Origin of the sequence: Cohnella sp. (genome assembly GCF_041640265.1) — a bacterium.
Taxonomy (GTDB): Bacteria; Bacillota; Bacilli; order Paenibacillales; family Paenibacillaceae; genus Cohnella.
Genome location: NZ_JBEQAP010000012.1, coordinates 96104 through 115010 on the forward strand (window position 1 = coordinate 96104; position 18907 = coordinate 115010).

Below are 18907 nucleotides of genomic sequence, written 5' to 3' on the forward strand. Positions count from 1 at the left end.
AATTCTTTATTCTCATCTCCTATAAAAATCGATAATCAGGCGCTCCTGCGCATCCTGCAGCGAAATTTTCTCGTCTGTTTTTTGCTGAGTGTAAGATTTGATGAGGTCATTGTACTGGATAGCTTTGTCAATCTCAGAGTTTGAACCTCGCTGATAGGCTCCGATATTAATTAAGTCCTCAGATTCCCGATAGACCGTTAATAGCTGTTTCAACTGCTCAGCAGCCCCTTGCTGCTCCTTACTGACAATATCCTTCATAACGCGGCTTACACTTGAGAGGACATCAATAGCTGGGAAGTGACCCTTGTTAGCCAGATTACGATGAAGGACAATATGACCGTCTAATATCCCTCTTACAGCATCCGCAATGGGCTCATTCATGTCATCGCCGTCAACTAGCACCGTATAGAAGGCTGTAATAGATCCCGTGGCGCCTGTACCCGATCGTTCTAAAAGCTTAGGAAGCGCCGCGAAGACGGATGGCGTATAGCCTCTAGTTGCAGGCGGTTCGCCGATTGCCAGCCCCACCTCACGTAATGCCATAGCATATCTAGTTACAGAATCCATCATTAACATGACATTAAGTCCACGATCACGGAAATATTCAGCGATCGTTGTTGCGATTAAGGCGCCTTTCATTCGGATAAGCGCCGGTTGATCCGATGTCGCTACGACTACAACTGAACGAGCAAGGCCTTCTGGACCTAAATCCTTCTCTATAAACTCTAGAACTTCTCTTCCACGCTCACCAATAAGGGCAATGACATTCACATCAGCTGACGTGTTTCGGGCTACCATTCCTAGCAGTGTACTCTTACCCACGCCCGATCCTGCAAAGATACCCATACGTTGCCCTTGACCGACAGTCAACAATCCGTCGATCGCCCTGACCCCTACACCTAATGGTTCCGTCACTCTTGGGCGCTGAAGAGGGTTTCCTGGTGAATTATGCGTGGAATAGTGGGGCATCCGGACGGGCAGCTTAGAACCATCAAGCGGCCGGCCTAATCCATCCAATACTTTGCCAAGCAATTCAGAACCGACCTGGACAGTCAGTGGACCTCCAGTTGCAACCACATCGCATCCGGGACCTACGGAGTGCAGTTCTCCAAGAGGCATGAGAAGTACTCTATTATTGCGAAATCCAACTACCTCAGCTAAGACGGGCTTACCGCTCTTCATTGGATGAATCGAGCAAACATCCCCGATACTAGCATCTGGCCCCTCTGATTCAACAGTTAGACCAATGACCTGTGTGACTTTACCATTAACGCGAACGGGATCCAGAAGGTTCAATGTTTCCGTATAACGATTAATGTCAAGGAGCGGCATCTCGGATCCCCTCCTCCGCGCTATGTGCCGCAACCCGGAGCAATTGCTCACGAATGGCTTCCAACTGCGTGTCCACTCGCGCATCGATGCTGCCAAAAGCAGAGCGTACAATACATCCGCCTTCTTTAATCGATGAATCAGGGACAATCCGTAACTCAGCTTGGGAATCCAATAACATAACTAACTCATCCTTAGCAGCTTGCACATATGTAAATTGCGAAGGGGATACGCAAAGAACTATAACTCCCTGTTCTTTTCTTCGCGAGAGCGCACTCTCGAATAACGTCATCGCCATTTCTGGGGCATTAGCCAACTTGCGGCTTATAATTTTCTCAGCAATAGAACAGCTGAGTTCCACTAGGAAAGCTTCACCTTCCATAATGACTTCTTCTTTGATTATATACGCTTGTTCAACAATGGCTTGAACTTCCTGTAGTCGGGCTGCCCAGTTCTTAGCTATATCTTCTTCGGCTTGCGCAGCACCTATTTTGTATCCTTCAGAATAACCATCACGCTGGGCTTCCTCCCGGTGCACAGCATCATCATTCCGTCGGGATTCCCACCAATCTTCGGCTTCCTGTCTAGCAGCAGCTAATATTTCGTCTCTAGCAGAATGGGCTTGCAGTAAAATTTGCTGGGCTGTTTGTTCAGCATCGCTAAGGATACGTTCTTTTAACGTTTGTGTTTCGACATCAATCGTCGGATTTCCTTCGCTGTCCACATCAGATTCTGAAATATTTTGCGAAATTGGAGGGATTATCCGAGAGAGCTCCAGTCTCTTTAAATCTTCTAACGACACTACATGAGAGGATTTGATGAGATTAGACAATGATATCGTCTCCTCCACCGCGAGCTATAATGATCTCTCCCGCTTCTTCCAGTCTGCGAATCGTTGCTACGATGCGTGTTTGAGCTTCTTCGACATCACGCAAGCGAACAGGCCCCATATATTCCATTTCTTCTTTGAACGTCTCCGCCATACGCTTGGACATATTGCGGAAAATAACTTCCCGAACCTCTTCGCTAGCCACTTTAAGCGCCAACTGAAGATCTGCATTCTCAATATCTCTGATAATCCGTTGAATCGAGCGATTGTCCAGATTGACGATATCCTCGAATACAAACATCCGTTTTTTGATTTCCTCCGCCAGTTCTGGATCTTGAATTTCCAAGGAGTCCAGAATAGTACGTTCTGTCCCTCTATCTACACCATTCAGAATGTGTACAATAGCTTCAATACCGCCCGTATTTGTATAATCCTGAGTTACCGTCGCAGAAAGCTTCTGTTCCAGCACTCTCTCCACTTGAGAGATTACCTCTGGAGAGGTGCTATCCATCAACGCGATTCTACGGGCAACATCGGCCTGCTTATCTTGCGGCAAAGAGGATAGCACTGCAGAAGACTGCTCTGGCTGCAGATAAGAGAGCACCAATGCAATCGTCTGAGAATTCTCGTTCTGAATAAAGTTCAATATTTGCATAGGTTCGGCTTTACGAGCAAAATCAAAGGGACGAACCTGCAGGGTTGCTGTTAACCGATTAAGAATGTCGACTGCCCTCTGAGAGCCGAGTGCCTTCTCCAATATCTCTTTGGCATAAGTAATACCGCCCTGAGAGATATACTCCTGCGCGACGCAGATTTGATGAAACTCATTTAGAATAGTCTCTTTATCGCCGCCGTCAACCTTCCGAACATTTGCGATTTCTAGAGTCAGCTGTTCAATCTCATCATCTCGCAAATGCTTAAACACCTGCGCCGAAACTTCAGGTCCCAAGGTGATCAGCAGGATGGCTGCTTTCTGCCTGCCGGACAACTGTATTCCTGTTCCTTTAGCCATCATGCCACCTCTATTCATCCACTAGCCAAGTTCGAAGAAGATTAACGAATTCATCCGGCTTACGCTTGGCCAGACTTTCAAGCTGCTTACGCACCTGATTTTCATTTGCAACATTATCGATATCAATAGTCGGCAACTCTACGCGAGGCATTGCCGCAAGCTCCGCGGCTTCTTGTGCGGTTTTACGACGGCGATAGAAATAATAGCCGCCTCCACCAAGCAACGCAAGCGCCAATAGCCCAAGACCTGCTAACCAAACTGTGGACGTTGCAACGCCGCCGTTGGCGTCAATATTTCCTTCGAACGACTGCGACATAACGGAAACCCGCTCAGCCAATGCTTCATCAGTCAATTCCAATCCCGACTCGGCAAGCAGTACTCGTGCGCTTCTTAGAAGAACACCTTGGATCTCAGTTAGCTTCTCGGGTGTCATATTGGCGGAGTCTACACCAACATTTATCGATAAGTCCTTCACTTTATATGGGCCGTAGTCGATATTATTAGTAATACGGCTAACTTCAAAGTTCACTGTGCTGGATACTTTCTCAGAAGTTGATGAACCAGAGCTTCCTCCACCGGGATAATTCGTGATGTCCGTTTCCCCGGTACCGACGACACCACCCGCTTGCCCATCTTGTCCAGTGAAGGTTTCACTGGTTTCCTGACGGCTAATCGGAATCCCGTTATTATCATTATCAGGAAGCGGTTGCACTAAATTTTCTTGGGAAATCTTCTTATCAAAATTTAGAGCAGACACTACGCTGACAACCATGTTGTCCATCCCAACAATGGGGTTCAGGAATTGCTGAATGTTTCTTTTCAGATCGTTTTCAAAATCACTTTTAATGGCAGACTGGATTTCGTATTGCGCTCCACCCAATCCACCTTGTCCTCCCAATTGTGACGAAGGCGTTAGATCTCCAGAAGTGCTGCTGCTTATCGTAATTCCATCGATATCTAAGTTAGGCACAGCGGATTTTACTAGATTATAATAGCTGTCGACCTCTTCCTGTTTAGGGCGATATCCCGGCTTGAAGGTCATCACGACGGCCGCGGTTGCCTTTTCCTTATCGGACTCATTAAGAAACACGCTGTCTTCAGGCAGATTAACTAGAGCCTTGACTTTTGCGACACCCTGTTTACTGAGCAATAGCTGCTGAATTTCTCCGTTTAATGCATTCCTGAACTTCACTTGGAACTCTTGATCTGTCGTGCCGATTGTAGAAGAGGATTGACTCAACTCTGCAAATCCGATCGAACCGTTCTGTACTAAGCCTTGTGAACCTACGTCCACTTTCACCTTAGAAGCTGATGCGCTAGGAACCGAGATGCTGGTTCCTCCGTTATTCAATTCGTAGCTGATGCCAGCCCCATCCAAATATTCCATAACAGCAGCAGCGTCTGTGCTGTCCAAATTCTGAAAGGCGAGTTCGTACTCCGTTCTTGTGAACAAATACGTCAATAATATGATTGCAAATAGCAAGAATGCTGCCGTTGAGGCGAGAACCCATTTTTGCGCTTTGCTGTACTGGTTCCAAAAACCAAGCAACTTATCTCGAACCTGTGCCCACTTCTCGTTCACAATTTCACCTCACCTGCGGTTGGCACAACTGAGAAGCGGAAAACCTGCTTCCACCCTGTTGCGTTATTGCTGCGTTCTTAGACTAGGACTACATTTGCATCCGCATTATTTCTTGGTACGCCTCTATGACCTTATTGCGCACCTGTGAGGTTAATGAGAGACTGAGCTCGGCTTGCGCCGATGCAATCATCACTTTATTCTCATCCACTTCTCCGATCAAGAATTGTTCGTTGACCTTATGAACGTTCTGTTCTTGTGCTGCAACACCGTCTATAGCACTCTTAAGAAAGGAAGCAAAGCTTTCTGTTGCCTCAGCAGGAGTTGCCTTTGTTTGAAGCGGACTGCTACTGGATAAGATTCCGACTGGCGTTATCATTGAGTTTGTTATCAAGCTGACACCCCGCTTTCAAGAAGTGATTGTTCTTCGCCTATAAAAATTAGCGCCCCATCTCCAATGCTTTCATAAACATGGCCTTCCTAGCATTCAAAGCAGTCACATTCGCATCATAGGAACGGGAAGCGGCTAGTAAGTCGACTTGCTCTTTCAGCATATCTACGTTCGGCATATAAACCATTCCATTGCCATCCGCATCTGGATGCGATGGATTGTAAACTTGCTTGAAAGGTGCGGAATCCTCTTTAATAGCAGTCACTTGAACACCTTGAGCAGTTGACCCATTCATCTGTTGGTTTAACAAATCCCGGAATTGAGGCTGGACCGCCTCCATAACAACCATTTTCCGTCGGTAAGGAACGAATTGACCATTCACATAACCGGCACGAGTGGTTTCAGCGTTCGCGATATTGGACGATATAACGTCCATTCGGAGGCGCTGGGCAGTTAACGCTGAAGCACTTACATCAAATCCTCCAAGCTTCATTCGTTAACGTCTCCCCTCAATACCGATTCTCATCATCTTCACATCGTGACTTACTTGCTGGACAAGCAAGTTATACCGCAATTGATTTTCAGCTAATAAAGACATTTCTTTGTCGATGTCCACGTTGTTGCGATTGTTATTAATAGCTGTCGATTTATCTGTAACTACTTGCGGCGTGGGGGTTGAATAAGAATTATTAATTGGGATGTGCTTAGCATTCGTCATCTTTCCCGCAAGACCCGACTCTCCTTGTACACCAAGTGCATTCGTCAACATTTCCTCAAAAGCGACATCAGATCTCTTAAAATTAGGGACATCTAAGTTTGCAATATTATTGGCTACAACCCGTTGTCGTAAAGAAGCGGCGTTAATCGCGCTTTCCAAACGTTGGAACGCAGCGCCACCTAATATTTCCATTAAAGTCGCCCCTTTTCATTTAAAGAATTCTACATCCTCAAACTGCATCCCAACTGTAATTCCACGTTACTCGCTCATATTCCTGCTTAGTTCGACAATTATTTCATCTTTTCTACAAAAAAATAGTACTTGCTACTAAATCACATTATAAATTTCTAATAACATCATCTACGAGTGAGGGATAATAGACAATAAGAAAAAAGCCCTAATCTTTATACCAGATCGGGCTTTTCGCATATATTGTGAAAACGATTATTAAATTTTCCGGTGCTTGAGCTCCTGCAGCAACTCCGTGTTTAGAATACGGATATAGGTCCCTTTCATTCCAAGCGAGCGAGTATCTATAACTCCTGCGCTCTCTAATTTCCGAAGGGCATTCACAATGACTGACCGAGTAATCCCTGCTCGGTCAGCAATCTTCGAAGCGACCAGAAGCCCCTCTTTTCCTTCAAGCTCCTCGAATATTTGCTCAACAGCCTCCATTTCACTGAAGGATAAAGAGTTAACGGCTACGGTTACAATCGCTTTATTCCTTGCATCCGACTCCCTTTCCTCTATTCTTTCCCTCAGTATCTCCATACCTATGATCGTGGACCCGTATTCAGCCAAAATCAGGTCATCATCACCAAACGATTGATTTTCACGAGACAGGACTAAAGTCCCTAATCTATCGCCGCCACCTGTAATTGGAACTATTGTTACGATGCCTTTCTCGAACGCGGCTTCCACCGGAGCTAATATCTCCCGGTCGGAAGAGATGTTGGCCGCGGTTTCCTTCACTTGTAAGAACCTCTCGTTCGTTTCCATAGGAAACCGCAGCTCCTCAGCAGCATTGGAACGAAGGAACAATTCTGGGAAACCCGCAGAATGAGCGTAACCTAGCACCTTCCCGCGCCTGCTCACAACAAAAACGTTTCCTCGAATGGTTTCCTGAAGCCCTTCAGCCATTTCATGAAAGTTAAGCGGTTTGCCTGCCGCATTCTGCAATAAATTGTTCAACGTCCGGGTTTTCATCAAAAGACTCATGATTCACTTTCCTGTCTGTATTTACATTATAGAATATATTGACTCAAATCACGGTTGCTTGCAATGCTTGCCAGCTTCTCACGGACATATTCAGGAGTAATCGTCATCTCTTCAAGCTGCAGCTCCGGCGCTTCGAATGATAAGTCCTCCAGCAGTTTCTCCAGTAAGGTATGCAGCCTGCGAGCACCGATATTCTCCGTATTACGGTTGACCTCTTGCGCCATACGGGCGAGCTCGGAAATGGCCGTATCGGTAAAACTCACCTTAATTCCTTCCGTTTGCAGCAGTGCAGTGTATTGTTTAGTCAGAGCATTTTCGGGTTCAGTTAAAATTCGCACGAAATCCTCATCCGTTAAGCTGCTTAGCTCAACTCGAATAGGAAATCGCCCCTGAAGCTCGGGAATCAAGTCAGATGGCTTTGCAACATGGAAAGCTCCAGCAGCCATGAAGAGAACATAATCCGTTTTTACAGGACCATACTTCGTTACAACAGTCGAGCCTTCTACGATCGGCAGGATGTCTCTTTGAACCCCTTCACGTGAAACATCTGGCCCTTGACCCCGGCCTTGACTGGCAATTTTGTCAATCTCATCGATAAAGATAATTCCGGATTGTTCTGCCCGCTGGACGGATTCCGAAATCACATCATCCATATCGATTAGTTTACCAGCTTCTTCGATGATCAGAACCTTACGAGCTTCCTTGACAGCTAGTCGTCTCTTCTTACGGCGTTTGGGAAGGAATTGTCCAAGCATCTCCTGCATATTCCCCATTTGATCTTGACCTGGACCGCCCAACATATCCATGAGATTCGGCGCTGCCTCTTCAACCTCAATCTCTACGATCTCGTTCTCCATTTGGCCTGAGTCCAGCTTAGCCTTGGCATCCTGCCTCTTATCCTTCAAGGCGGGATCAACTGGATCCGGCTCATCGCTTGGGGTGTTGCCGCCGCCAAATAACATTTCTAGCGGGTTTCGCTGTGATTTCGGCTTCATGGGAGACGGAACGATTAAAGAAGCCAGCCGTTCGTTAGCCGCTTGCTCTGCTCGGTCCTTCACCTTCTCCATTCGCTCTTCCTTCACCATTCGAATGGAGGTTTCGACCAGATCTCGAACCATAGACTCAACATCTCTGCCCACGTAACCGACTTCGGTAAATTTCGTGGCTTCCACCTTGATAAAAGGAGCATGAACAAGCTTTGCAAGTCTACGTGCAATTTCTGTCTTCCCAACTCCTGTTGGTCCAATCATAAGGATATTCTTCGGCACAATTTCATCGCGAAGCTCTTCTGGAAGACGACTACGGCGATAACGGTTGCGCAGTGCGACTGCTACAGATCGTTTTGCCGGTTTCTGACCGACAATATATTTATCTAGCTCCGCCACGATTTGGCGGGGCGTCAGCGTATCATTCATCGGAATCCCACCCTTCAAATTTCTTCGACGACCAGGTTATTATTCGTGAAAACACATATGTCTGCAGCAACCTCGAGTGATGCACGAGCGATCTCCTTAGCCTCCATGGCCGGAGCATGGCGTATCAAAGCACGAGCAGCTGCAAGTGCAAAGCTGCCTCCTGAGCCTATCGCTAGAATTCCGTCATCTGGCTCTATTACCTCGCCATTTCCCGATAAGAGCAGCATCCCCGTCGCATCTACAACAATCATCATCGCTTCCAGGCGGCGCAACACCCGATCGGAGCGCCAATCCTTCGCCAATTCAACAGCCGCTCGCTGAAGATTACCGTGATGCTCCTCTAGCTTGCCTTCAAATTTCTCAAACAACGTAATCGCATCCGCAACGGATCCTGCAAAGCCTGCAACAACCTGGCCGCGATATAACCTGCGAACCTTCTTGGCCGTGCTCTTCATCACCATACTATTGCCGAAGGTGACCTGCCCATCCCCCGCTATGGCACCTTTGCCATTATGCCGTATCGCGCATATCGTCGTTGCATGAAAGCTCATCTCCATGTGCCTTCCTCCTTGTCTGTAATAAGGGATTCACCATCTCGCAAGATAATTAAAGCCGTAAAAGCAGCAGCTATGATTCAAACGCTGCTGCTTCCCCTAATGAGTCAACAAATTGGAGCTCTGCTCAAGTTCCTGCTTCAAGGCATCGATACCTTCCAATGCTCTTGCGGCAATCGCTTCATTCTTTTCCTTCTTGCTTCGAACGCGATGTCCGAGAGGCGGAAACAAACCAAAATTCGCGTTCATAGGTTGGAAATGCTTGAAGTCTGCTGTTGTTATATATTGGGCCATGCTTCCAAGCGTCGTGTGCGGAGGCAGAGTAATCGGCACTAGTCCCTTAGCTAATCTTCCTGCATTCAAACCGGAGATAAGACCGGACGCAGCAGATTCCACATAACCTTCAACACCCGTCATTTGACCTGCGAAAAAAAGATTCTCCCTGCCGCGGAACTGATAGGTTGGATGTATTAACTTCGGCGAGTTAATAAAAGTATTGCGATGCATCACTCCAAATCGGACGAACTCTGCGTTCTCCAACCCGGGAATCAGCGAAAAGACACGCTTCTGTTCTCCCCACTTCAGGTGGGTTTGAAACCCGACAAGATTGTAGAGCGTCCCTGCAGCGTTGTCTTGCCTCAATTGAATGACGGCATGAGACTGCACACCCGATCTTGGGTCAACGAGTCCTACCGGCTTCATAGGCCCGAACAGAACGGTTTGCTTGCCTCGTTTAGCGATGACCTCAATGGGCATACAGCCCTCAAAGTACATTTCTTTCTCGAAATCTTTAATATCCGCTGTTTCGGCTGTAATAAGCGCTTCATAGAAAACGTCGAATTCGGCCTCGGTCATCGGGCAATTTAAATAAGCTGCTTCGCCTTTATCATATCGAGAGGCGAGAAATACTTTATCTAAATCGATGGAATCCTTCTCCACGATCGGCGCTGCTGCATCGAAGAAATAGAAATACTCCTCGCCTAACAGCTCCTTAATACTGTCTGCCAATTCCGGAGAGGTTAGAGGCCCGGTCGCTATCACGATAATTCCATTCTTAGGAATTTCCGTGACCTCATCGTTCACAACCGTAATGAGCGGGTGATCTTGAAGTCGCCGAGTCACTTCATCGGAGAAGCCTTCGCGATCAACAGCAAGAGCACCGCCGGCTGGAACAGCATGTAAATCCGCGCAGGACAGAATTAAAGAATCAAGCCTTCTCATCTCTTCTTTCAGTACACCTACCGCGTTAGCTAAGCCGTTTGCTCTAAGGCTATTACTGCATACAAGCTCGGCAAATTTATTCGTATGATGCGCGGGCGTACGTTTCTTAGGACGCATCTCGTATAAAGTAACGGGAACTCCTTGTTTGGCGATTTGCCAGGCGGCTTCGCTGCCGGCCAAGCCTGCGCCGATAACCGTCACGGATTGGTATTCATTCAAACAAAAGCCCCCCTAACCTTTCAACAAAACTATTCCACTGCCTCATCGACCTCTTCAACGCTTTCGGAGTGGTTGCATACCGTGCAATGATGCTGCGCTTCTCCGCGCACCCTTTTCTCCACCATCAGCCCGCCGCAGCTAGGACAAGGCTTCTCTATTGGCTTATCCCAAGACACATAGTCGCAATCAGGATATTGGTTGCACCCATAGAACATTCTGCCTTTCTTACTCCTCCGCTCGACGACTAAACCATCTGCGCATTTCGGGCAATGGACCCCGGTATCTTTGATGATCGGTTTCGTATTGCGACAGTCTGGAAATCCAGAGCAAGCCAAAAACTTACCAAAACGACCCATCTTGTAAACCATTGGACTTGAACATTTCTCGCATACTTCATCGGACGGTTCATCTCTGATTTCAATTTCCTTCATCTCTTCTTCGGCGAAATTGAGTCTAACCTCGAAAGATTTATAGAAATCGGCAATGACATTTACCCAATCCTGAGTACCTTCTTCCACATGGTCTAAATCACCTTCCATGTGTGCCGTAAATTCAGCATCCAGGATTTCCGGAAAAAATTCCTCCATTAGCTGGATAACCAGCTCTCCTAATTCCGTCGGAATGAATTTCTTCTCTTCCATGGCTACGTAATATCTCTTCTGGATGGTTTCCAGTGTAGGCGCATAAGTACTTGGACGACCGATTCCGAGCTCCTCCAAGGTTCTTACTAGTCTTGCTTCCGTGAAACGCGGCGGCGGCTGAGTGAAATGCTGCTTAGGATCGATTTCCGAGGTTTTTACTTTGTCACCTGCCGCAAGCGCTGGGAGCAGTTTATCCTCGTCTGTCGTTCCATCATCATTGCCTTCTACATATACCTTCATGAACCCCGCGAATTTCAGCTTTGAGCCGTTTGCGCGGAACGTTACAGGACCGTCCGCCAAATCAACCGTCATCGTATCCAGAATGGCTGAAGCCATCTGACTAGCTACGAAACGTTCCCAGATTAGCTTATATAAGCGAAGCTGGTCTTTAGACGTAAACGCTTTGACCGTTTCGGGACTGCGAAGAACGGAGGTTGGTCGAATGGCCTCATGCGCATCTTGGGCATTCGCGTTTTTCTTCGTATATACACGCGGAGTTTCCGGCATGAACTTGTCGCCGTATTTCTCTGTAATGAACGCCTTGGCTTCCTCTTGCGCAACTGGAGAAATCCTCGGTGAATCCGTACGCATATAGGTGATGAGACCAACGGTACCCTCTTTGCCGAGATCAACCCCTTCATAAAGCTGCTGGGCTATCTGCATCGTCTTGGAGGCACGGAAATTAAGCTTGCGCGCCGCTTCCTGCTGTAAGGAGCTCGTAATAAACGGCGGCGAAGGATTACGTAACCGCTCCTTCTCCTTCACTTCCCCGACCACGAAGGCTTTGCTTCCCATTAGAGCAAGAACTTCCTTCACGTCAGCCTCGCTCTTCAGCTCCTTCTTCTCCCCGTTTAAAGAGTGAAACTTCGCTTCGAACGATGCGCTCTCTTTCATCAGATGCGCTGTAATGCTCCAATATTCTTCCGGAATAAAGGCTTTGATCTCATTCTCGCGATCATAGATTAATTTAACGGCAACAGATTGTACCCTGCCGGCGCTTAAGCCCTTCTTGACCTTCTTCCATAACAAAGGACTAATCTTATAACCAACAAGCCGATCAAGCACTCTTCTAGCCTGCTGGGCATTAACCAGATCCATATCAATAGGGCGCGGCGTCTTAAATGCATCCTTCACCGCTTGTTTCGTTATTTCATTAAAAACAACTCGGCATTCATCCTTCTCGTCTATTTCCAAGTAATGTGCCAAATGCCAAGCGATCGCTTCGCCCTCCCTGTCGGGATCCGCCGCGAGATACACTTTTTTCACCTTTTTACTAGCGTCTCTTAATTCCTTCAGGATACTACCCTTGCCGCGGATCGTAATGTACTTAGGCAGAAAATCATTATCAACCTCTACCCCGATCTGGCTTTTAGGTAAATCACGTATATGGCCCATGGACGCTTTGACGATAAATTTACTTCCTAGATATTTCCCGATCGTCTTAGCTTTTGCTGGGGACTCTACAATTACGAGTGCATCCGCCACGTCCATTCCTCCTCTCCTACGGTCGACAAGTCCTCATGCAAAACACGCTTATGTCTTCTTTAGAGGACAGTATATACAGAACCGGGTTGCTGGTGAATCCGTCTTTTTATTAGTAAAGATAGCAGAACCGAGTGTAAAAGTCCAAATGTCATCCCGGATTCTATGGATAGTTCATTAATTGTCCGATGCTGATCGAGTAAAAAGTTGTAAATTAGCGTCTCATCTTCACTGAGACTAATCGCTTGCAGACGATGGTCGATTTGTCCATTGTAACTGCGTTTAGGCGCAGGAATTTCAGGAAGAATATGGCTGTACGCTCGAAAAATATCACTTTCGTCCAGAACAGGCGTTGCACCTTTCCGATAATACTTCAGTGCACCTTCGCTTCGAGGAGAAGTAATGGGTCCGGGGACAACAAATACATCCCGCTCATAACCAATGGCTAAGTCGGCCGTAATAAGCGCCCCGCTCCTTTCTGCCGCTTCAACAACAATGACTCCATGGGAGAGTCCTGCAATAATGCGATTGCGAAGTGGGAATAGGCCCGGGCGAAGCGGAGTATCCGGTACGGTTTCAGAAATAAGTAAACCCTTCTTTTCGATATCGCGAAAAAGCGCTTTGTTCTCGGGAGGATAGCAGTAATTCACTGGAGCACCCAATACCGCTATCGTACCACAGGGCTTATTTAACGCTCCCAAATGGGCTGCAGTATCAATACCTCGCGCAAGGCCGCTCACGACTGTCATACGCTCTGCACAGCCCGCAGCGATCTCCTCCGCTGCCTTGCGGCCATAACTTGTGGCCAAGCGAGTGCCGACCATCGCAATTGCCGGGTGTAATGCAAGCTCGCAATTCCCCTTATAATAAAGCACCCAGGGAGGATCAGCTATTTCTCTTAATAAAGCCGGGTATGTGCGATCTATGTATGTCATGTATGATATTCCCCTGTTCGCATATTTCTGAATACGCTCATATACGACATCCGGCCGCAAGCCTTCGACGATCGCCGCTGCCTGTTTTACAGATAGGCCAATTTCACGCCAATCTCCTTCACGAAAGCTTTCCGCCTGCCTTAATGCTGCGTTCCCCTCTTTAATTCCGTAATTTACGATTTTCTTAATCGTAAGTGTACCCACACCATCCGTCTCATGTAAGGCAAGAAATGTATTCGGGGATATCTTCGTTTCTAAAACGTCCTTGATAGGTATGCCCATTGGTTTCCCTCTCCCTCTTGATCAACCCTTAATGTTAAATCCGAGTAAACAAAAAAGCCTCCCACACCCTCTTGTTGAGGGGCGGAAGGCTGCTTGCCTTGCCGTTATCGCGCAGAGCTATCGATCTCTGCACGATTTCTATATTCATTTACAGTAACATTAACCTTTGCATTTTTCCAGAAGGCCGCGCTCTTCAAGCACGCTAACTAGTGTTGCGCCCATGTCCGATGGAGTTGGAGCTACGCGAATACCGCATGCCTCCAGCACGGAGATTTTCTCAGCAGCCGTACCCTTACCGCCAGAGATGATTGCACCCGCATGTCCCATGCGTTTGCCTTCAGGAGCAGTTGCACCGCCAATGAAGCCAACTACCGGCTTGGTCATGTTCGCTTTAATCCACTCCGCTGCTTCTTCTTCCGCAGTACCGCCGATTTCACCGATCATGATAACTGCATAGGTATCCGGATCGTCGTTAAACAGCTTAAGAATATCAACGAATTCCGAGCCTTTAACAGGGTCTCCTCCGATTCCTACAGCTGAAGATTGTCCAATTCCGCGAGTCGTCAATTGATGAACCGCTTCATAAGTCAATGTTCCGCTGCGGGAAACGACGCCTACATGGCCTTTTTTGTGAATATAGCCGGGCATGATTCCGATTTTGCAAGCTTCAGGTGTAATAACTCCTGGGCAGTTCGGTCCGATCAGTCGGGTTTTCTTGCCTTCCATAAAGCGCATAACCTTAACCATATCTAGGACTGGAATACCTTCAGTGATACAGATAACAAGCTCAAGCTCGGCATCTACAGCTTCCATGATAGCATCAGCTGCAAAAGGAGGAGCAACATAGATAACCGATGCTGTAGCACCTGTTGCATTAACAGCTTCTAAGACTGTGTTAAATACAGGCAAAGAAACAGTTGTGCCGTTCTCCAAATTGAAGTCTACGTTCGTTCCACCTTTACCAGGTGTAACGCCGCCGACCATTTGCGTACCATAATCCAGTGCACCCTTGGCGTGGAAATTTCCCGTTGCGCCCGTAATGCCTTGGGTGATCACCTTGGTGTTTTTATCGATCAAAATACTCATGATTTTACACTCCCCGGTAGGTTCTCCCTTGTCATTTCACAAGCGAAACGATTTTTTGCGCGCCATCGGACATGGAATCGGCAGCAACGATGTTAAGGCCTGATCCATTCAAGATTTCTTTGCCAAGTGCAACATTCGTGCCTTCAAGACGAACGACCAATGGACGATCTAGTCCAAGATCACGAGCCGCAGCTACAACGCCTTCTGCAATGATATCGCATTTCATGATACCACCGAAAATATTGACGAAAATTCCTTTAACGTTAGGATCGGAAAGGATGATCTTGAACGCTTCTGTTACTTTCTCTTTGGTTGCGCCGCCGCCAACATCAAGGAAGTTAGCCGGCGAGCCGCCGAAATATTTAATGATGTCCATCGTTGCCATTGCAAGTCCGGCGCCGTTAACCATACAGCCGATGTTGCCATCGAGCGCAATGTAAGACAAATCAAATTTGGAAGCTTGAATTTCTTTAGCATCCTCTTCATCCAGATCGCGAAGCTCCACGATGTCCTTATGACGGAACAGCGCATTGGAATCGAAGTTAAGCTTGGCATCAAGGGCGATAACATCACCTGAGCCTGTAACAACAAGCGGATTAATCTCTGCGATGGAGCAATCCTTTTCTTCGAAAGCTTTGTACAAAGCAAGCATAAACTTGATCGCTTTGTTAATCAGCTCTCCTGGAATCTTGATGTCGTATGCCAATTGGCGAGCTTGGAACGCTTGAAGGCCAACTGCAGGATCAACAATAACCTTGACGATTTTCTCTGGAGAGTGAGCGGCGACCTCTTCAATATCCATACCGCCTTCTTCGGAGCCCATCATAACGACGCGACCCGTACCGCGGTCAACAACTACGCCGATATAATATTCTTTCTTGATGTCACAGCCTTCTTCGATCAGCAGGCGTTTAATTTCTTTGCCTTCCGGACCGGTTTGGTGAGTGACCAGTACCTTGCCAAGCAGCTCTTGGGCATAGTTCGCGACATCGTCCAAGCTCTTAGCGATTTTTACACCGCCGGCTTTACCGCGTCCGCCTGCATGAATCTGAGCTTTAACAACAGTAATCGAGCTTCCTAATTCTTTAGCTGCGCTTACGGCTTCCTCGACAGTAAAGGCAACTTTACCGCGCGGCACAATGACGCCGTATTGCTTCAAAACTTCCTTGCCTTGATACTCATGAATATTCATGGCTCTGGCATCCTCCCGTTTTGCACGTCATATCTAGTGCGACTTAATATTAGCAATGCCTTGGCATCACTTGCAGTCGTCACATTGTGAATCTATGTAACAAAACCTTCCCTATTGTATCACTATTTGCACGCGGCTTCATCTCTTATTCATCAATTTTTTAGTTCAATTTGGCAACGATTTCATCTCAATCTGATATGAATAAGCACTGAACATATATAGCATGAGCGATTACAGCAGAAATCATGCTTATATATTGATGAAAAATGTCAAAGAAACATACTCATTAGCTTGTCCATTCTTGCCGCTATCGTTTCATTGACAGCTTTGCCCGCCGGTAGTAGACTTAAGTTAATTATATCGTGTACGGAGAGGAAGCACCTTTCACGTCAGCAACAACATTGACGGAGGAAGGTGCTTTTTGTGTATGTCAAAATCATGAGCGCGAGCGTCCTTGGCGTAGAAGGTCGTTTTATCGAGGTTGAGGTTAATATAACTTCGGGGCTGCCGCAGGTTAACGTTGTTGGTTTGCCGGATTCAGCGGTAAGGGAATCTGTCGAGCGGGTAAGGGCAGCTATACAGAACGGCGGCATGAAATTTCCGATGGATCGTATAACGATAAATCTCGCTCCTGCCGATCTTCGAAAGGAAGGCAGTGCATTTGATCTGGCTATAGCTGCCGGTATTTTATGCGCGAGCGGACAAGTCGACCCGAGACTTCTCGTGGATACTTTGTTTATTGGAGAGCTTTCCTTGAATGGAACCGTAAGAAATGTGCCCGGAGTGCTGCCGATGACTGAATTAGCACGTTCTGCAGGAATTCGGCGTATAGTCGTTCCACACAATGCCGTCACCGAAGCATCGCTAATTCAAGGCATTGAGGTGTTCGGCATCACTTCTTTAGCTGAGTGGATTAACGGCTTCATTGATGACACAGTCAATAATGATGAGAGTTCATCTGACACCAGCTTTCGTGCAAAAGGCTTGCAGATGACACCGGGCGCTGCGGGGTGGGGAACAGGAGCCTCCGACGGAGAGATTGATTTGTCTGATGTCGTTGGACAAACACAAGGTAAACGCGCTCTCCTCATTGCCGCTTCCGGCATGCATAACCTGCTGTTCGTAGGTCCTCCCGGCACTGGAAAAACCATGCTCTGCCGCAGACTCCCTACACTCTTGCCTCCGCTGGATGATGATGAAGCTCTGACCGTAACGAAAATCTTCAGCGTGTGCGGCAAGCTTGGCAGCGGACCCTCCGGACTCATTCGCAGACGTCCTTTCCGTTCTCCGCACCATACCATTTCCTCGGCCGGACTTATTGGGGGAGGCTCTATTCCTAAGCCTGGAGAAGTTACGCTTGCTCATCACGGAATCTTGTTCCTGGATGAGATGCCTGAATTTTCGAGAGCTTGCTTAGAAGCTCTGCGCCAGCCGCTCGAGGATCGGGAAGTTACGATCGGACGCGCACGCGGCGTTTGCCGTTTCCCAGCTAGATTCATGTTGGCCGCATCCATGAACCCCTGTCAATGCGGCTTCGCCGGAGGCGGTCTGGAGGATCGGCCCTGTACATGCACGCCAGCAGCTATTGCGAGATATCGAGCGCGCATGTCAGGTCCTCTCGCCGACCGGGTTGACTTACAGGTTGAGTTACCTCGCCAATCGGTACGAACTCACGATGATGCCGGGCTTAGTTCTGCGCAGGCCAGTGAACGGGTAATGGAAGCTGCTCAAAGACAGAGATCCCGTTACCGCAAATACGGGTTTCATTGGAACAGTGAGCTGCAAGGGCCATTGTTAAAGAAATACACGAAGCTCTCCTCAGATGCCGAGATGCTGCTTCAACAGGTTTACGAGGAGCTCGGACTCAGCTTTCGCGCACATGACCGTATCTTGAAAATGTCTAGAACAATTGCGGACCTAGCCGGTAGAGACGCGATTCGATCCGAGGATGTGGCGGAGGCGGTTAGTTATCGCTGCTTGGATCAGGCGACAGAGTAAAAAAAAGGTAAGGAAACTAGTCGTTTCCTTGCCCGTAATCCATTAATTCCAGTAAAGCTGCAGGGATTTGAAATTGCTGATCGCGAATAACGATTTGCTTCATTTCATCTCCCGCAACTTCCTGATTGCTTTCTTTGATTTCCGCAATTTCATTATGCAGTCTTTCCATCTGCCGATCCAGAGCGGAAGCGGAATCCGCAGCTTGCTTTAGCTCCTGCAGCAATGTCTGCGGTACAGCTTCTTTGTATTTGTAGAAGATTTTGTGCTCTAAGCTTGCCCAGAAGTCCATGGCAATCGTACGAATTTGTATTTCAACGCATACATTTTCCTGCCGATCCGACATGTACACAGGCACGCCGACGAGCAAATGAAGACTCTGGTAACCATTAGGCTTAGGATGCTTGATATAATCCTTCGTCTCCAGGATGGTTAGATCATTCTGACCTTGAAGCATATCGCTGATGCGATAGATATCGGAAACAAAGGAGCATGTGATCCGTAACCCTGCAATATCCTTGATGTTTTGTTTGATACTCGGAAAAGAGATATCGCATTCCTTGCGCATGATCTTGTTTATAATGCTTTCCGGCGATTTAAGCCGAGACTTCGTATGCTCGATTGGGTTGTAGTCGTGTAAGAATTGAAATTCTTCCTTGAGAATTTCAATTTTGGTTTCCAATGCGTCGAGCGCGAATTTGTACATCATCATAAACCGAGTGATTTCATCCTTGAATTGCTTGAACTGTTGTATTTGCAGTGTTTTCAGTGCCAATCACCCTTCAATATGACTGTTTTATTTCGGAAAA

At 47.4% G+C, this 18907-nt stretch carries 17 protein-coding genes; 1 reads left to right on the forward strand and 16 read right to left on the reverse strand.

Annotation, left to right across the window (positions count from 1 at the left end):
- Window positions 1–12 precede the first annotated feature (12 nt).
- The 15 genes from fliI to sucC all read right to left on the reverse strand — a co-directional run bounded on the left by fliI (window position 13) and on the right by sucC (window position 16103).
- Window positions 13–1332 carry a flagellar protein export ATPase FliI gene (gene fliI / locus ACESLK_RS11560; protein WP_373229594.1) on the reverse strand — a complete coding sequence of 440 codons (1320 nt, stop codon included), beginning with the start codon at window positions 1330–1332 and terminating at the stop codon, window positions 13–15.
- Complete coding sequence (locus tag ACESLK_RS11565) at window positions 1319–2053, reverse strand: FliH/SctL family protein (RefSeq protein ID WP_373229595.1); 735 nt, start codon at window positions 2051–2053, stop codon at window positions 1319–1321. The genes fliI and ACESLK_RS11565 overlap by 14 nt, the downstream gene beginning before the upstream one ends.
- Window positions 2054–2153: 100 nt before the next feature.
- Complete coding sequence (gene fliG / locus ACESLK_RS11570; RefSeq protein ID WP_373229633.1) at window positions 2154–3170, reverse strand: flagellar motor switch protein FliG; 1017 nt, start codon at window positions 3168–3170, stop codon at window positions 2154–2156.
- Window positions 3171–3180: 10 nt separating this feature from the next.
- Window positions 3181–4752 (reverse strand): flagellar basal-body MS-ring/collar protein FliF, encoded by a 1572-nt coding sequence (fliF, locus tag ACESLK_RS11575; protein WP_373229596.1) that lies wholly within the window; start codon window positions 4750–4752, stop codon window positions 3181–3183.
- Between the two features lie 88 nt (window positions 4753–4840).
- Complete coding sequence (gene fliE / locus ACESLK_RS11580) at window positions 4841–5128, reverse strand: flagellar hook-basal body complex protein FliE (RefSeq protein ID WP_373229597.1); 288 nt, start codon at window positions 5126–5128, stop codon at window positions 4841–4843.
- Window positions 5129–5189: 61 nt separating this feature from the next.
- Window positions 5190–5633: a flagellar basal body rod protein FlgC gene (gene flgC / locus ACESLK_RS11585; RefSeq protein ID WP_373229598.1), complete on the reverse strand. Its 444-nt coding sequence runs from the start codon at window positions 5631–5633 to the stop codon at window positions 5190–5192.
- A 3-nt stretch (window positions 5634–5636) separates the two neighbouring features.
- Window positions 5637–6050 (reverse strand): flagellar basal body rod protein FlgB, encoded by a 414-nt coding sequence (gene flgB, locus ACESLK_RS11590; RefSeq protein ID WP_373229599.1) that lies wholly within the window; start codon window positions 6048–6050, stop codon window positions 5637–5639.
- Between the two features lie 255 nt (window positions 6051–6305).
- Window positions 6306–7076, reverse strand: a complete 771-nt coding sequence (gene codY, locus ACESLK_RS11595) for a GTP-sensing pleiotropic transcriptional regulator CodY (protein ID WP_373229600.1) — start codon at window positions 7074–7076, stop codon at window positions 6306–6308.
- 26 nt (window positions 7077–7102) lie between these two features.
- Window positions 7103–8491, reverse strand: coding sequence for an ATP-dependent protease ATPase subunit HslU (gene hslU / locus ACESLK_RS11600; RefSeq protein WP_373229601.1), 1389 nt, complete (start codon window positions 8489–8491; stop codon window positions 7103–7105).
- Between the two features lie 14 nt (window positions 8492–8505).
- A complete protein-coding gene (gene hslV / locus ACESLK_RS11605; RefSeq protein ID WP_373229602.1) occupies window positions 8506–9048 on the reverse strand; it encodes an ATP-dependent protease subunit HslV in 543 nt (180 codons plus the stop codon).
- Window positions 9049–9144: 96 nt separating this feature from the next.
- Complete coding sequence (gene trmFO, locus ACESLK_RS11610; RefSeq protein WP_373229603.1) at window positions 9145–10485, reverse strand: FADH(2)-oxidizing methylenetetrahydrofolate--tRNA-(uracil(54)-C(5))-methyltransferase TrmFO; 1341 nt, start codon at window positions 10483–10485, stop codon at window positions 9145–9147.
- 29 nt (window positions 10486–10514) lie between these two features.
- Entirely contained in the window at window positions 10515–12611 is a 2097-nt protein-coding gene (gene topA, locus ACESLK_RS11615) for a type I DNA topoisomerase (protein ID WP_373229605.1), read from the reverse strand.
- 59 nt (window positions 12612–12670) lie between these two features.
- On the reverse strand, window positions 12671–13825 hold the full coding sequence (dprA, locus tag ACESLK_RS11620) for a DNA-processing protein DprA (RefSeq protein WP_373229606.1): 1155 nt from the start codon (window positions 13823–13825) through the stop codon (window positions 12671–12673).
- 159 nt (window positions 13826–13984) lie between these two features.
- Window positions 13985–14911, reverse strand: coding sequence for a succinate--CoA ligase subunit alpha (gene sucD, locus ACESLK_RS11625; RefSeq protein ID WP_373229607.1), 927 nt, complete (start codon window positions 14909–14911; stop codon window positions 13985–13987).
- A 31-nt stretch (window positions 14912–14942) separates the two neighbouring features.
- Window positions 14943–16103: an ADP-forming succinate--CoA ligase subunit beta gene (gene sucC / locus ACESLK_RS11630; RefSeq protein WP_373229608.1), complete on the reverse strand. Its 1161-nt coding sequence runs from the start codon at window positions 16101–16103 to the stop codon at window positions 14943–14945.
- Window positions 16104–16541: 438 nt separating this feature from the next.
- Here sucC and ACESLK_RS11635 point away from each other — a divergent pair, with 438 nt between their 5' ends.
- Entirely contained in the window at window positions 16542–18101 is a 1560-nt protein-coding gene (locus ACESLK_RS11635; RefSeq protein ID WP_373229609.1) for a YifB family Mg chelatase-like AAA ATPase, read from the forward strand.
- Between the two features lie 16 nt (window positions 18102–18117).
- Here the strand turns inward: ACESLK_RS11635 and ACESLK_RS11640 are convergent, their stop codons facing one another.
- Window positions 18118–18867: a GTP pyrophosphokinase gene (locus ACESLK_RS11640; protein WP_373229634.1), complete on the reverse strand. Its 750-nt coding sequence runs from the start codon at window positions 18865–18867 to the stop codon at window positions 18118–18120.
- Window positions 18868–18907: the final 40 nt, after the last annotated feature.

Bases quoted from the DNA above. Each gene is read 5' to 3' on its own strand.
- fliI (WP_373229594.1), bottom strand. From the start codon at position 1,332: ATGCCGCTCCTTGACATTAATCGTTATACGGAAACATTGAACCTTCTG.
- fliG (WP_373229633.1), bottom strand. From the start codon at position 3,170: ATGGCTAAAGGAACAGGAATACAGTTGTCCGGCAGGCAGAAAGCAGCC.
- fliE (WP_373229597.1), bottom strand. From the start codon at position 5,128: ATGATAACGCCAGTCGGAATCTTATCCAGTAGCAGTCCGCTTCAAACA.
- flgC (WP_373229598.1), bottom strand. From the start codon at position 5,633: ATGAAGCTTGGAGGATTTGATGTAAGTGCTTCAGCGTTAACTGCCCAG.
- flgB (WP_373229599.1), bottom strand. From the start codon at position 6,050: ATGGAAATATTAGGTGGCGCTGCGTTCCAACGTTTGGAAAGCGCGATT.
- codY (WP_373229600.1), bottom strand. From the start codon at position 7,076: ATGAGTCTTTTGATGAAAACCCGGACGTTGAACAATTTATTGCAGAAT.
- hslU (WP_373229601.1), bottom strand. From the start codon at position 8,491: ATGAATGATACGCTGACGCCCCGCCAAATCGTGGCGGAGCTAGATAAA.
- hslV (WP_373229602.1), bottom strand. From the start codon at position 9,048: ATGGAGATGAGCTTTCATGCAACGACGATATGCGCGATACGGCATAAT.
- dprA (WP_373229606.1), bottom strand. From the start codon at position 13,825: ATGGGCATACCTATCAAGGACGTTTTAGAAACGAAGATATCCCCGAAT.
- sucD (WP_373229607.1), bottom strand. From the start codon at position 14,911: ATGAGTATTTTGATCGATAAAAACACCAAGGTGATCACCCAAGGCATT.
- sucC (WP_373229608.1), bottom strand. From the start codon at position 16,103: ATGAATATTCATGAGTATCAAGGCAAGGAAGTTTTGAAGCAATACGGC.
- ACESLK_RS11635 (WP_373229609.1), top strand. From the start codon at position 16,542: ATGAGCGCGAGCGTCCTTGGCGTAGAAGGTCGTTTTATCGAGGTTGAG.